This is a genomic window from Bradyrhizobium genomosp. I (2014) (assembly GCF_000261685.1).
GTDB lineage: Bacteria > Pseudomonadota > Alphaproteobacteria > Rhizobiales > Xanthobacteraceae > Bradyrhizobium.
Genome location: NZ_AJQE01000162.1, coordinates 1 through 14,765, shown reverse-complemented (window position 1 = coordinate 14,765; position 14,765 = coordinate 1). Strand labels below are relative to the sequence as shown.

Below are 14,765 nucleotides of genomic sequence, written 5' to 3'. Positions count from 1 at the left end.
GATGATACCTCAGAGGCGGAGGCGCTGGCCAAAGGGGAGAATTTCGTGGGTCTGCTTGTCATGATCCTGGGGCTTGCGCTGTTTTTTGCGGCGCATGTGTTCACCACCAAACGCGAGATGCGCGCCGAGGCGATCGCAAGGCTGGGCGAGGGGACCTACAAGATCCTCTATTCGCTGGTCTCGCTGGCGGGGCTTGCGCTGATCATCTGGGGCTTTGCCCATTATCGCGCCACCGGCTGGATCGACGTCTGGTATCCGCCGAAGGCGATGAAGCACATCACGCTCGCACTCATGCTGCCCGCCGTCGTCCTGGTCGTGGCGTCATATCTGCGCGGGCGCATCTATGCGACGCTGAAGCATCCAATGCTGGCCGGCATCAAGCTGTGGGCGGCGGCGCATCTTCTGGCCAACGGCGACCTCGGCTCCATCATCCTGTTCGGCTCGTTCCTCGCTTGGGCGGTGTATGACCGCGTTACGCTCAAGCATCGCACCGACCGCGGCGGCCCGCCCATCCCGGTGGGTGGCATTACCAACGATCTGATCGCGGTTGCGGTCGGAATCGTCGCCTATCTGGCGCTGGCGTTCGCGTTCCATCCGGTCGTGATCGGCGTTCCCGTGATCGGCGCGTAGCCGGTCAGCACAAGACGAGACCTGGATGGTCATGCGCGGAAGCTGGTAAGAGCAACAAGCAGAGGGCCCTTCGATGGATTGGTCTTGGTCGCATCCTCAGATCCCGCCGATGCGGCTCGAGGCGCGCTTTGGCGATCGCGTGGTGCCGGCGTTTTCGGATCGGCCGGCGACCCTCTGGGCGATGATCGCGAGCGCCCGCGACCGCAACGCCGGCGGCGAAGCGCTGATCGCAGGCAATGTCCGCCTGAGCTGGCAGCAGGCCGTGGAGCAGGCCGCACGGATCGCGGCGGGATTTCGCAAGCTCGGACTGCAGCGCGGCGATCGTGTCGCCATCCTGCTCGGCAACCGCATCGAATTTCCGCTGCTGCTGTTCGCCGCCGCGCATGAGGGGCTGGTGACGGTGCTGCTCAGCACGCGCCAGCAGAAGCCGGAGATCGCTTATGTGCTGACCGATTGCGGCGCAAAGATCCTGATCCACGAAGCGGCGCTCGCCGAGCGGCTGCCGGATGCGCAGGATGTGCCTGATGTCGTCCATCGCATTGCCATCGACGAGGATTCGGCTCGGTCGCATTTCGCCGTGCTCGCCGACAACCCGCCGGCGCCTGCGCCGGTCGAGACGAGCGAGGAGGACACCGCGATGATCCTCTACACCTCGGGGACGACAGGCAAGCCGAAGGGCGCGATGCTGGCCCATTGCAACATCGTTCATTCCTCGATGGTCTTCGTGTCCTGCCTGCAATTGACGGACGCGGATCGCTCGATCGCTGCGGTGCCGCTCGGCCATGTCACCGGCGTCGTCGCCAACATCACGACGATGATCCGCTGCGGCGGGGCGCTGATCATCATGCCGGAATTCAAGGCCGCTGATTACCTCAGGCTCGCCGCGCGCGAGCGTGTCACCTACACGGTGATGGTGCCGGCTATGTACAATCTCTGCCTGCTGCAGCCGGATTTCGACAGCCACGATCTCTCGAGCTGGCGCATCGGCGGCTTCGGCGGCGCGCCGATGCCGGTCGCGACCATCGAGAAGCTCAAGGCGAAGATTCCCGGCCTCAAGCTGATGAACTGCTACGGCGCGACCGAGACGACGTCGCCCTCGACGATCATGCCGGGCGAATTGACCGAGAGCCATATCGACAGCGTCGGCCTGCCGTGCCCCGGCGCGCGCATCATTGCGATGGGACCGGACGGGCGGGAGCTGCCTGCTGGCGAGATCGGCGAGCTCTGGATTCAGAGCGCCTCCGTCATCAAGGGCTATTGGAACAACCCCAAAGCCACGGCCGAGAGCTTCACCGGCGGGTTCTGGCGCTCGGGCGATCTCGGCTCGGTCGACGCGGAGGGGTTTGTCCGCGTGTTCGACCGGCAAAAGGACATGATCAACCGCGGCGGCCTGAAGATCTATTCGGCCGAGGTCGAATCCGTGCTGGCGGGGCATCCCGCCGTGGTCGAGAGTGCGATCATCGCCAAAGCATGCCCCGTGCTGGGCGAGCGCGTCCACGCCGTGGTGGTGACGCGTATCCCGGTCGGCAGCGACGATCTGCGCGCCTGGTGCGCCGAGCGACTGTCGGACTACAAGGTGCCGGAAACGATGGCGATCACCGCCGAGCCGTTGCCGCGCAATGCCAATGGCAAGGTGCTGAAGCGGCAGCTGCGGGAGCTGTTGGGGACCTGAGCCGGCCGGCGTTCACCCAGGGCCTCTGCCGGGTGGTTAACGCCTTGATCGGGCTCGCTTTGCCTTGCCACCGCCATATCGTTAGGGTACCTCGCCGCCACGTGGGGACGGGATTCCTGACGCGAATGCTTCGGCGCGCGCACCCGGACGGGCATGGGATTAGCATAAGTGTCTGAATTATTTGACGAAGTCGACGAGGAAGTACGTCGCGAACAGCTCAAGAAGCTGTGGGACAAGTATTCGATCTACTTCATCGCCCTGATGGTGCTGATCGTGGCGGCCGTCGGCGGCTGGCGCGCCTATCAATATCTGGAGGGCAAGAAGGCCGCCGAGGCCGGCGCCGCCTTCGAGAAGGCCGTCGAGCTGTCCGAGCAGGACAAGCATGCCGACGCCGAGAAGGCCTTCACCGAGCTCGCCGCCACGGCTCCGTCCGGCTATCGTACCCTGGCACGGCTGCGTGCAGCAGCCGAGGTTGCCAGCCGCGATCCCAAGGCCGCCGCGAAGATCTATGACGACATTGCCGCCGACCGCAGCGTTGGCGGTGAGTGGCAGGATCTGGCGAAGATCCGTGCCGCAGGCTTGCTGCTCGACAGCGCCAGCTACGCCGACATGCAGCAGCGGCTGGAGTCCTCCGCGACGCCCAAATCCACTTTCCGCCACAGCGCCCGCGAGATGCTGGCACTGTCTGCCTGGCGCAACAACGACATGACCGCAGCCCGCAAATGGCTCGACGCGATTAGCGAGGACGGGGAAACGCCGCCCGGCTTGCGCTCGCGCGCCGAGGCGCTGCAGGCCCTGCTGCCGCCCGTCGCCAAGAGCTGAGCAAGAAGAGCTGACGACGGCCCTCCGACCCGAAGACGAGACACAAGATGCGCCGCACGCCACGCTTGATCGCAGCCGCCGTCCTGATCGCCTTCACGGGCGTTCTGGGCGGCTGCTCCAGCTTCGATCCAAGCGACATGCTCGACTTCCTCGACACCAAGAAGAAGCTGCCGGGCGACCGCAAGCCGGTCTTCCCGGAGGGCGTGCCGGGTCTCGAGCAGGGCGTGCCGAAGGAGCTGTACAAGGGGGCGCAGCAGCAGCCCGATCCGAACGCGCCTGCGGTCGCAGCTCTGCCCGCGGAGCCCCCGCCGGAGCCGGCCAAGCCGGCGCAGGGTGCCAAGGCGAAGCACGCGAGACAGCCGGCCGCCGCAGCAGTCGCGCCGGCTGAAGCGCCCGCCGGTGAGGTCGACGGCGAGGCCCAGCCAGAGGCCGCGCCGGCGACATCCGCTCCGCCGCCCAAGCACAAGATCGTCCGCAGGCGTACCACCGCGCCGCCGCCGGATCAGCCCGTCCAGCAGGCGCAGCCGGCCCAGCCCGCGCAGCAGCAGTCGCAGAGCGCCTTCCCGGCGCCGCTGCCGAGCGGCAGCTTCTCGCGATAATTTTCACTGCATTGACAGGCGCAGTCCCCGCAGCGCACGAATGACCGATGTCCTTCACGATCGCCATCATCGGCCGGCCCAATGTCGGCAAGTCGACCCTGTTCAACCGTCTGGTCGGCCAGAAGCTCGCGCTCGTCGATGACCTGCCGGGCGTTACCCGCGATCGCCGCGAGGGCGAGGCCAGGCTCGGCGACCTCCAGTTCACCATCATCGATACCGCCGGCCTCGACGAGGGCGCCAAGGGCTCGCTGACCGCGCGCATGCAGGAGCAGACCGAGACCGCGATCGCGCAGGCCGACGCGCTGTTCTTCGTCATCGATGCCCGCATCGGCCTCACACCCACCGATCGCGCCTTTGCCGATTTCGCCCGCAAAGCCAACAAGCCGGTGCTGCTGATCGCCAACAAGAGCGAAGGCAGGCACGGCGATGCCGGTGCGATGGAGGCCTTCGCGCTCGGCCTTGGCGATCCCATCCAGATCTCGGCCGAGCACGGCGAGGGCATGGGCGAGCTCTACGATGCGCTCGCCAAGCTGATGCCGGAGCCCGTCGACGAAGACGAGACCGAGGACGACGCGCCGCTTTCCGAAGAAGAGGCCGCGACGCGCCCGATCCGGGTCGCCATCGTCGGCCGGCCCAATGCCGGCAAGTCGACGCTGATCAACCATCTGCTCGGCGAGGAGCGCCTGCTGACGAGCCCGGAGGCCGGCACCACCCGCGATTCCATCGCGGTCGAGATCAACTGGAAGGGCCGCGACTTTCGCGTGTTCGATACTGCAGGCCTTCGCCGCCGCTCGCGGATCGAGGAGAAGCTGGAAAAGCTCTCGGTCGCCGACGCACTTCGCGCCGTGCGCTTTGCCGAAGTCGTCGTGCTGATGATGGACACGCAGAACCGCTTCGAGGAGCAGGATCTGCGCATCGCCGACCTGATCGAGCGCGAGGGACGGGCGGTCGTGCTTGCCGTGAACAAATGGGACCTGATGGAGACCAGGGGCGGCGGCGCGATCTCGGGTCTGCGGCGTGATGCCGACCATTGGCTGCCGCAGCTCAAGGGCGTGCCGGTCGTTGCCGTGTCGGGCCTGATGGGGGAGGGTATCGACCGCCTGATGCAGGCGATCCAGGACGCCTATGCGGTCTGGAACAGGCGCGTTCCGACCTCCGCGCTCAATCGCTGGTTCGAGCAGGCGATCCAGGCCAATCCGCCGCCGGCGGTGTCCGGCCGCAGGCTGAAGCTGAACTACATCACGCAGAACAAGGCGCGCCCGCCGAGCTTCGTGCTGTTCTGTTCGCGCGCGGACGCGGTGCCGCAGTCCTACTTGCGCTACCTCACCAACTCCATGCGCGAGACTTTCGATCTGCCGGGCACGCCGGTGCGGATCACCTTGCGCGAGAAGGCCAATCCCTTCGCGCACAAGCGCAAGCGGCCGTCGTGAGCGACGGCTCCGGCGAGGCGACAGCGCAGGGCGCGGCGCCAGTCCGGCGCGGGGCGGTCGCTCGCGGCGACGAAGACGGCCTGAAACGCCAATGCCCGGGACGAGCCCGGGCATGACGTGTGGCGATGTTGCGTAAGAGCTACGCGGTCACTTCTTCACCAGCGGGCAGTCGCTGTCCTTGAGCGGCTTGGCCGCGTCTTCCGGCGCGATGGTGGCGATCTGCTTGTAATAGTCCCACGGTCCCTTCGATTCCTCAGGCTTCTTCACCTCGAACAGATAGGCCGGAATGAGACGGCGGCCATCGGCGCGCAACGGGCCCTTGCCGAACAGCGGATCGTCGGTCGGAAGCTCCTTCATCTTGGCGACGACCTTGGCGCCGTCATGGGGATTGCCGCCGAGTGCTTCCATCGCCTTGAGATAATGCAGCACCATCGCGTAGTTGCCGGCCTGGGTCATCGACGGCATCGCGTTCTTGCTGGCCTGCGCCGAGAAGCGCTTCGACCAGGCGCGGGTCTGTTCGTTCATGTCCCAATAGAAGGACTCGGTGAAGGTCAGACCCTGGGCCGTCTTCAGCCCGAGCGAATGCACGTCGTTGATGAACAGCAGCAATGCCGCCAGCTTCTGGCCACCGGCGACGATGCCAAACTCGGCGGCCTGCTTGATCGCATTGGTGGTGTCGCCGCCGGCATTGGCGAGGCCGATCACCTTGGCCTTGGAGGATTGCGCCTGCAACAGGAAGGACGAGAAGTCGGCGGTGTTCAGCGGATGCTTGACGCTGCCGAGCACCTTGCCGCCGCTCGCGGTGACCACGGCCGAGGTGTCGCGCTCCAGCGCGTGGCCGAAGGCATAGTCGGACGTCAGGAAGAACCAGGTATCGCCGCCCGCCTTGGTCAGCGCCTTGCCGGTGCCGTTGGCGAGCATGTAGGTATCGTAAGTGAACGAGATCGTGTTCGGGGTGCAAGCCTTGCCGGTCAGGTCGGCCGAGGCCGCTCCCGAATTGAGCAGCACGGCGTTCTTCTCCTTGACGACATTGCTGACCGCCAGCGCCACGCCGGAGTTCGGCGTGTCGGCGATGGCGTCGACCTTCTCGGTGTCGATCCACTGGCGGGCGAGGTTGACGCCGACGTCGGGCTTGTTCTGATGGTCGCCGCTGATGACGTCGATCTTCCAACCCTTCTTGAGCAGGCCGGAGTCCTCGACTGCCATCTTGACCGCGACCACGGAGTTCGGACCGCCGATGTCGGCATAGAGACTCGACATGTCGTTGAGCACGCCGATCTTGACGGTCTTGTCCTGCGCGTAGGCGGATGTTGCAATACCGAAGGCGGCACAGGCCAGAAGAGCCGCGGAGCGGCGTGCGAACGTCGTCGTCATGAAAGTTTCCTCCATTGTCAAATATGCGGACGGCCCTCTTGCGGAGCCTTGTTCCGGCTGATGGCTCTAGCCTGTCCCACGGCTGGCGGCAATGCGCCTAAAGCCGGATGGCGCTGCGTCGTAGCGTCATCCGTCGGTTAACTTTTGGGACAAAATGCGTTGAGACGCTATTTGAGCGCGTCCGATGTCAGCTTGAATTTCTGGCTGCGCTTTCCGGTGTCGACCTCGGCGGTATAGACGTTACCCGTCGCGCGATCGCCATGATGCCAATCAGGCCGGCGCGCGGAAGCTCATCAGGCTGCGCGTCTTGTAGTCGTAGAACTTGCCGGTTTCGGTCCAGTCGGGCGCGCACATCGGCACGATGAACTCGGCGACCTGCTCGGGGGTGTCGAGCGTCGCAGGATCCTCGCCCGGCATCAGCGTGGCGCGCATGCGGGTGCGGACCGGGCCGGGATTGAAAAGGTTGACGCGCAGCTTCGTATTCGCGGTCTCCTGCGCCCAGGCGCGCGCCAGCGTTTCCAGCGCGGCCTTCGAGGCGGCGTAGGGGCTGACATAGGCGGTCGCCTTGTTGGCGGCGCCCGAGGTGATGAACACCGCGCGGCCGGCATCGGACTGCTTCAGCAGCGGCTCCATGCAGCGGATCAGCTGGAAGTTTGCGGAGACGTTGACGGCCATCACGTCGTTGAAGGTCTTCAGCTCGATATGGCCGATCGGCGAGGAGGGGCCGAGCACGCCGGCATTGCCGACGAGGATGTCGAGCTTGCCGTAGCGCTCGTGCAGGCCGGCGCCGAGACGCGCGATGCCGTCGGAATCGGTGAGGTTGAGCGGCACCAGGGTGGCGCTGCCGCCGTCCTTGCGGATCTCGTCGTCGAGCTCTTCCAGCCCGCCTTGCGTCCGCGCCGTCGCGACGATGTGGGCGCCGGCTTTGGCGAGCGCGAGTGCCGTGGCGAAACCGATGCCGCGTGAGGCGCCGGTGACGAGAGCGATGCGGTCGGCGAGAGGCTTTGTCATGGCCGCGTTTTACAGGCGTGGATGGCCGGGACAAGCCCCCGCTTGGGTCGTCATTCCGGGATGGTGCGAAGCACCAGACCCGGAATCTCGAGATCCCGGGTTCGATCCTGCGGACCGCCCCGGGATGACGGCTGCGCCGTCAGCTCGCCTCCGCCAGCAGCGACAATTGCCGCGGCTGCTGCTCGGTCTGGGTCTGGTCGGTGAGGTGGGTCGGATAGGCGCCGGTGAAGCAGTGATCCGAGAATTTCGGATTGGCGGGGTCGCGGCCGGGCTCGCCCATGGCGCGGTACATGCCGTCGATCGACAGGAAGGCGAGCGAGTCGGCGCCAATGATCTCGCGCATCTCCTCCAGCGAATGCGTCGCCGCCAGAAGACCGCCGCGATCGGGCAGGTCGATGCCGTAATAATCGGGGTAGAGGATCGGCGGCGAGGCGAGGCGGAAATGGACTTCCTTGGCGCCGGCATCGCGCATCATGCGCACGATCTTCTTCGAGGTGGTGCCGCGCACCAGCGAGTCGTCGATCAGGATGATGCGCTTGCCCTCGATCGCGGCGCGGTTGGCCGAATGCTTCATGCGCACGCCGGATTCGCGGATCGCCTGGGTCGGCTGGATGAAGGTGCGACCGACATAGTGGTTGCGGATGATGCCGAGCTCGAACGGCACGCCCGAATGCTGGCTGTAGCCGACCGCGGCGGGCACGCCGGAATCCGGCACCGGCACCACGACGTCGATCGGCACGTGGCTCTCGCGCGCGAGCTGGGCGCCGAAGGCCTTGCGCACCTCGTAGACCGAGCGGCCGTGAACGATGGAATCCGGCCGCGAGAAGTAGATGTATTCGAAGATGCAGGGACGCGGCGCCATCGGCGGGAACGGCTTGTGGATGTCCTGGCCGTTCTCGTCGAACACGATGACTTCGCCGGGCTCGATGTCGCGCACGAAGCGCGCGCCGATGATGTCGAGCGCGCAGGTCTCGGAGGTCAGGATCGGGCAGCCGTCGAGCTCGCCGAGCACCAGCGGGCGGATGCCGCGCGGATCGCGCGCGCCGACCAGCTTCTTGTTGGTCAGCGAGACCAGCGCATAGGCGCCTTCGATCTCGCGCAGCGCGTCGATATAGCGCTCGATGAAGCGGGCGCGCCTGGAGCGCGCGACCAGGTGCAGGATCACCTCGGTGTCGGTGGTCGACTGCATCATGGCGCCATGCCTTACGAGCTCGCGGCGCAGCGTCAGGCCGTTGGTGAGGTTGCCGTTGTGGGCGACCGCCAGGCCGCCGGCATTGAGCTCGGCGAACAGCGGCTGCACGTTGCGCAGGATGGTGGCGCCGGTGGTGGAATAGCGGACATGGCCGACCGCGACATTGCCGGGCAGGCGGTCGATCACCTCGCGGCGGGAGAAGGTGTCGCCGACGAGGCCGAGGCGGCGTTCCGAGTGAAAGCGGCTGCCGTCGTAGGAGACGATGCCGGCGGCTTCCTGGCCGCGGTGCTGGAGGGCGTGAAGGCCGAGCGCGGTGATGGCGGCTGCATCAGGGTGGCCGTAGATGCCGAATACGCCGCACTCCTCGCGCAGCGTATCTCCCTCCAGATCGTCCTGAACCTCCAGTGCGGCCGGGCCCGGACCGGCGTTTGGATCGAGATCAAGTTGGGCGTCCTGGTCAGGGTGTCGCATCTCGTCCGCGCCTCTCTCTAGGGCTCTATCAACGCGCCGCAGGTTTCTCGATCAGCTTCTTCATGCCGTCGCGAGCAGATTTACTGTACCCGTCGCCACTGCCCGAAGGCTGCTGCTCGGATTCAGCTTGGTCATCATCTGGTTTGTTTTTCTTGAATCTCTTCAAGATGGTGTTCTCGGGGTCGTCAGGCAAGAGGGCCATCAGCCAGTCCCCGGTTCCCTGGAGCACCACGCGGGACTTGGCCGCCGTGACCCAGTCCGGGCGCTGCTTGTCCGGAACCAGCCAGGTGAAGAACAGGAAGGCGACGACGACGATCAAAAGCCCGCGAGCCAGGCCAAACAGGAAACCCAGAGTGCGGTCCAGCGCGCCGATCCGCGAATCCAGGATCATGTCGGAAATCCGGACCGTGATCACGGAGACCACGACCAGGGTGCCGACGAACACACCGGCGACGACGACCACGCTCGCCACCGTGTCGTTGTTGAAATAGGTCTTAGCGGTCGGCAGCAGTTTCGAGAACGAGTAGAGCGTCACGATCGCCGCCGCGCCCCAGGCCGCGATCGACAGGATTTCGCGCATGAAGCCGCGGACCATGGCGAGCAGGCCCGAGATCAGCATCACACCGAGCAGGATCAGGTCGAGGAGTGTTACTGGCATCGGCTGGTCTGGTCCGCTCGTACTTCGAAGGTGCTCTAGCCGAATCGGTGTTTGGCCGCTGCCCTAAAGGAAGGGCAGACGGCGTTCCCGGCAAGGCCGCAACCACGCAATCCCATGCTGCTTTTGTGACGGCTGTATAGCGGCGGGGGCCTCCGGCGTCACCTCCGGCTAACCCTCTCCACGGCGGAATCTTGCCGGTGTGGCATTTTTCTCTGCCGGTGGGGTCGATTCGCCCCGGCGGGAGCCGCGGGCGGCGATCTCGGCCACCAATGTCGTCAGGCTGTTCACCGCATTCAGCGACAATCCGGCATCGCCGCCGGGCTCGCCCCGTGCCGATTCAGGCAGCACGGCGCGCTGAAAGCCCAGTTTTGCCGCTTCCTTCAGCCGAGCCGGGGTCTGTGCCACCGGGCGCACCACGCCGGACAGCGAGATCTCGCCGAAATAGACCGCATCGGTCGGCAATTGCGCATTAACCAAGGACGACACCAGCGCCGCGGCGGCGGCAAGGTCCGCCGCCGGCTCGTGGATGCGCAAGCCCCCGGCGACGTTCAGATAGACGTCGTGGCCGGACAGCTTGACCCCGCAATGGGCCTCCAGCACCGCCAGCACCATCGACAGCCGGCTCGGGTCCCAGCCGACCACCGCGCGCCGCGGCGTGCCGAGCGAGGTCGGAGCCACCAGCGCCTGTAATTCGACCAGAACGGGCCGCGTGCCCTCGATGCCCGCGAAGACTGCAGTGCCGGGCGTGCCGAGATCGCGCTCGGACAGGAACAGCTCGGATGGATTGGTGACTTCGCGCAAGCCCAGACCGGTCATCTCGAACACCCCGATTTCGTCGGTCGGGCCGAAACGGTTCTTCACGGCGCGCAGGATGCGGAATTGCTGCGAGCCTTCGCCTTCGAACGACATCACCGCGTCGACCATGTGCTCGACCACGCGGGGACCGGCGATCTGGCCGTCCTTGGTGACGTGGCCGACCAGGATGATGGCCGCGCCGGTTTTCTTGGCAAAGCGGATCAGCGCCTGCGCCGAGGCGCGCACCTGCGTCACCGTGCCGGGCGCCGATTCCACCGTATCGGTCCACATCGTCTGGATCGAGTCGATCACGATCAGCCGGGGCACCGCGCCCTCCGACAGCGTCGAGACGATGTCCTCGACGGAGGTCTCGGCGGCGAGCTGCACCGGCGCGTCCGACAGGCCGAGCCGCTCGGCGCGCAGGCGCACCTGCGCGACCGCCTCCTCTCCGGAAATATAGACGACGCGGTGGCCGGCGCGCGCCAGCAGGCTGGTGGCCTGCGTCAGCAGCGTCGACTTGCCGATGCCGGGATCGCCGCCGACCAGCAGCACCGAGCCGCGGACGAAGCCGCCGCCGGTGACGCGGTCGAGCTCGGCCATCCCCGACGACAGGCGCGGCGCATCCGGGCTCCTGCCGGAGAGGCTCTCGAGCGCGAACGTCCGGCCCTTGCGCTTGGAGCGGATCGAGACCGGCACGCTGCCGCTGGTGTCTTCCTCCGCCAGCGTATTCCACTCGCCACAGGACTCGCACTTGCCCTGCCAGCGGTTGTAGGCCGCGCCGCAGTTCTGGCAGACGAAGGAAAGCGTGTTCTTGGCCATGGGGACCGGTTGAGTCGAGGGTTCGGCTTGCTGATAGCACGGAATGACGGGGCGATCGCCGGCGCTCCGAATATCTCAATTCGTCACGACAAATAACCTTTCATTAGCTCTGTGCCGCCGTGGCCGGACGGATTTTGCGAAGTGTTAGCGGACGGCGGTCCAGTCTGGGAACCATCAGGGGCGGCGAAGAGAAATGACGGGATTTCTGCGAATATTGCTGGTTGCAGGCACGGCCTGCGGCCTCGTCGCGTCCGCCGGCCACGGCTTTGCCAAGCCCCTCGACGTGGTTTTCGTCAGTCCCGGCAAGACCGGCGAGGTGTTCTGGGATATGGTCGCGCAGAGCATGCAGGCCGCCGGCCGCAAGCTCGACATGCGTGTCGAAGTGCTGACCAGCGAGCGCAATTACCGCACCATGCAGGAGCTCGGCTTCGGCGTGGTGGCACGCCGCGACAAGCCCGATTTCCTCATCCTGTCGAACGAGGAATCCGCCGCCGTTCCGATCCTGGAGGCCGCCGAGGCCGCAGGCGTCAAGACGCTGCTGCTCTCCAACACACTGATCGGCGAGGATGCGGCGCGTCTTGGGCCGCCGCGGCAAAAGCTCAAGACTTGGCTCGGCGACATCACGACCGATCTTCAGACCGCGGGCGCGCGGATGGCCAACGCCCTGATCGCGGCGGCACGTGCCGAGAAACGGCAGAGCGCGGACGGCAAGATCCATATTCTCGGCATCGGCGGCGACGAGATCACGCCCGCCTCGATCGCGCGTAACACCGGCCTCAAACTCGCGGTGGATGCCGCGCCTGACGTCGTGGTGGACCGGCTGCTGTTCGCCAACTGGACGCAGTCGGAGGCCGAGCAGGTCACGACGAATTATCTGGGCTGGGCCTCCCGCAAGGAGATCCGGCCCGCCGGCATATGGGCGGGAAACGATCCGATGGCGCTTGGCGCGTTACGTGCGGCGATCGCTGCCGGCCTTGTGCCCGGTCGGAACATCGAGGTGGTGGGTCTCAACTGGTCCGAGGACGCGCTGCGCGAGATCGAGGCCGGCCGCCTGCTGCTGACCGACGGCGGGCATTTCCTGCTCGGCGGCTGGTCGATCGTTCTCCTGCGCGACTATGCCGATGGCTGCGATTTCGCAGCCGTTTCGCCCGACGTGGAGGTCAAGACGTCGGCGATCACGCGCGACAATCTCGCTTCGGTCGGCGACCTCATCAGGACGCGTGCGTTCGACCGGATCGACTTCACTCGGTTCCGGGCAAAGGCCGGGCGCTGCGGACGATATGACTTCTCGCTCGATGCGCTCATCTCGTCGCTGCCGCTTCCCGAAGGCGTCGCGGACTGATGCGCAAGGATGAGGCGATGACCGATCCGGATCGCAGCCAGCGGGCAGCGCCACCGCGCTTGGGCTCGGTCGTCCACGCGATGATCTGGGCCACCGTGCCCGTTCTGCTGCTGGTGCAACTGCTCGCCTCCGCTGGCGTCGAGGCATCGAGCTTCTGGTCGCAGGTCAGGCAGCTCGACGCCCGCATGGCCCGCGTCGCCGAGAGCCGGGCCGAGCTGATTGCCGAGCCGCTCTGGAAGATGCGCTACGACCAGGTCACGGGCGTGCTCAACGAGATCATGCACGACGAGACCATCGCGGCGGCGGCCGTCTATGACGATACCGGCGCCGCCATTGCCCGCGTAGTCGCGCGCCCCGAAGGCCAGTCGGTCGCGGAGGTCTCGCGCCCGATCCATTACAGCAACGGCAACATGGCCGTTCAAGCCGGCCGCATCGCCATCGCCTATTCCCGATCGACGCTGTACGCGGATGCGGGCAGCCGCCTGGTGCTGCTGCTGGTCGTCGGCCTGCTCGCAACGTTTGCGACTCTGATCGCCATGCGGATCTCCGCCAACATCTTCATCGGCAGGCCGCTTGCGGCCATGATGTCGGCGATCCAGCGCAGCAAGCAGGACGGTCGGGCCTATCCGGCGGATGTCACATCGTCGAACGAATTCGGCCAGCTCGCGCGCGCCTTCAACGCCATGCAGCACACGACGTCGGGCGCGCTGGACCGGCTCGGGCACATGGCCACACACGATCCGCTCACCGGGCTGCCGAACCGGCGCTCCCTGACCGAGCGCCTTGCCGTGGTAAGCCGGGACGGGGGCTCGCCTGACACGCTGGTCGCGTTCTGCTTCATCGATCTCGACGACTTCAAGGGCATCAACGACACCTTCGGCCATGAGGCCGGCGACGAGTTCCTGGTTCAGATTTCGGAGCGTCTTCGTCGCGCGGTCGAAGCGGAGGACTGGGTTGCCCGGCTCGGCGGCGACGAGTTCGTCGTCATTCGTCCCGAGGTGAGCGACGAGCAGGCAGCGCACGCATTCGCTCAGCAGGTGCTGGACGCCATTTCCGAGCCGATCCGCCTCCACGACAAGCAAGTGATGCCGCGCGCCAGCATCGGCCTTGCCGTGCGCCGCGCCGACGATCCGGAGCTGTCGCACCTGCCGACGCTCGCCGACATCGCGCTCTATCATGCCAAGAGCAAGGCCCCCGGCACGGTCGCCGTGCTGGACGAAGCGCTCCAGCGCGACTATCGCCGCCGCAGGGATCTCGAGCTCGCCATTCCCGCCGGCTTCGCCGAGGGGCAGTTCGAGGTCTGGTACCAGAGCCAGGTCGATCTCGAAAGCCGCGAGGTCGTCGGTCTGGAAGCGCTGATCCGCTGGCGCCATCCTGAACATGGCGTGATCGGCCCCGGCGAATTCTTGCCGCTGATCGAGCGCAGCGGCAACAATGCGCGACTGACCCGCTACGTGCTGACCGATGCCTGCCGGGCGTTGCAACAATTGGCCGCCGCCGGCAGGGCGCAGATCCGGATCGCGATCAATTTGCCGCCATCCGAACTTGCCGACCATTCGCTCGCCGCCGAGCTGCGCGCCACCTGCTCGCGCTTCGATGTCGCGGCCGCATCACTCGAGCTCGAGATCACCGAGGGATCGCTGATCAACAATATCGCCAGCGCCTCCGAAACGCTGCATCGCCTGCGGCGCCTCGGTGCCACGATCGCGCTCGACGATTTCGGCACCGGCTACAGCTCGCTCGCGCATCTCAGGCGTTTCCCGCTCGACAAGGTCAAGATCGACAAGGCGTTCATCCGCGAGATTCCCGACAGCGCGGAAGACAAGGCCATCGTCGGCGTCATCGCATCTCTCGCCGGCACGCTGGGGCTGACCCTCGTCGCCGAAGGCGTCGAGCGCGCCGAGCAGGCCGAAGCCATGCGCGAGATGGGCGTGAGGCTCGGGCAGGGAT

12 protein-coding genes are annotated in these 14,765 nt (G+C 66.3%); 7 read left to right on the top strand and 5 right to left on the bottom strand.

Annotated elements, in window-relative coordinates:
• The first annotated feature begins 45 nt into the window (after positions 1-45).
• The 5 genes from IC50_RS15280 (at position 46) to der (ending at position 5,153) form a co-directional block, all read left to right on the top strand.
• Positions 46-630, top strand: coding sequence for an NnrU family protein (locus tag IC50_RS15280; RefSeq protein WP_035706078.1), 585 nt, complete (start codon positions 46-48; stop codon positions 628-630).
• Positions 631-703: 73 nt separating this feature from the next.
• Positions 704-2,302: a class I adenylate-forming enzyme family protein gene (locus IC50_RS15275; RefSeq protein WP_035705963.1), complete on the top strand. Its 1,599-nt coding sequence runs from the start codon at positions 704-706 to the stop codon at positions 2,300-2,302.
• 168 nt (positions 2,303-2,470) lie between these two features.
• Complete coding sequence (locus IC50_RS15270) at positions 2,471-3,124, top strand: tetratricopeptide repeat protein (RefSeq protein WP_035705961.1); 654 nt, start codon at positions 2,471-2,473, stop codon at positions 3,122-3,124.
• A gap of 47 nt (positions 3,125-3,171) precedes the next feature.
• Positions 3,172-3,723: a hypothetical protein gene (locus IC50_RS15265; RefSeq protein ID WP_035705958.1), complete on the top strand. Its 552-nt coding sequence runs from the start codon at positions 3,172-3,174 to the stop codon at positions 3,721-3,723.
• A gap of 47 nt (positions 3,724-3,770) precedes the next feature.
• On the top strand, positions 3,771-5,153 hold the full coding sequence (der, locus tag IC50_RS15260) for a ribosome biogenesis GTPase Der (protein WP_035705956.1): 1,383 nt from the start codon (positions 3,771-3,773) through the stop codon (positions 5,151-5,153).
• A 147-nt stretch (positions 5,154-5,300) separates the two neighbouring features.
• Here der and IC50_RS15255 read toward each other — a convergent pair whose 3' ends face one another.
• From IC50_RS15255 to radA, 5 genes are all read right to left on the bottom strand, one after another.
• A complete protein-coding gene (locus IC50_RS15255; RefSeq protein WP_035706075.1) occupies positions 5,301-6,527 on the bottom strand; it encodes an ABC transporter substrate-binding protein in 1,227 nt (408 codons plus the stop codon).
• Positions 6,528-6,797: 270 nt separating this feature from the next.
• Positions 6,798-7,538 carry an SDR family NAD(P)-dependent oxidoreductase gene (locus tag IC50_RS15250; RefSeq protein WP_035705954.1) on the bottom strand — a complete coding sequence of 247 codons (741 nt, stop codon included), beginning with the start codon at positions 7,536-7,538 and terminating at the stop codon, positions 6,798-6,800.
• A gap of 139 nt (positions 7,539-7,677) precedes the next feature.
• Positions 7,678-9,201: an amidophosphoribosyltransferase gene (purF, locus tag IC50_RS15245; RefSeq protein WP_035705952.1), complete on the bottom strand. Its 1,524-nt coding sequence runs from the start codon at positions 9,199-9,201 to the stop codon at positions 7,678-7,680.
• Positions 9,202-9,229: 28 nt separating this feature from the next.
• Positions 9,230-9,859 carry a CvpA family protein gene (locus IC50_RS15240; RefSeq protein WP_035705950.1) on the bottom strand — a complete coding sequence of 210 codons (630 nt, stop codon included), beginning with the start codon at positions 9,857-9,859 and terminating at the stop codon, positions 9,230-9,232.
• Between the two features lie 168 nt (positions 9,860-10,027).
• On the bottom strand, positions 10,028-11,473 hold the full coding sequence (gene radA / locus IC50_RS15235) for a DNA repair protein RadA (RefSeq protein ID WP_035705948.1): 1,446 nt from the start codon (positions 11,471-11,473) through the stop codon (positions 10,028-10,030).
• A gap of 193 nt (positions 11,474-11,666) precedes the next feature.
• Here radA and IC50_RS15230 point away from each other — a divergent pair, with 193 nt between their 5' ends.
• Positions 11,667-12,815 carry an ABC transporter substrate-binding protein gene (locus IC50_RS15230; protein WP_035705946.1) on the top strand — a complete coding sequence of 383 codons (1,149 nt, stop codon included), beginning with the start codon at positions 11,667-11,669 and terminating at the stop codon, positions 12,813-12,815.
• The coding region (locus tag IC50_RS15225) for a putative bifunctional diguanylate cyclase/phosphodiesterase (protein ID WP_035705944.1) at positions 12,815-14,765 on the top strand (1,951 nt) is incomplete at its 3' end. The genes IC50_RS15230 and IC50_RS15225, both read left to right, overlap by 1 nt.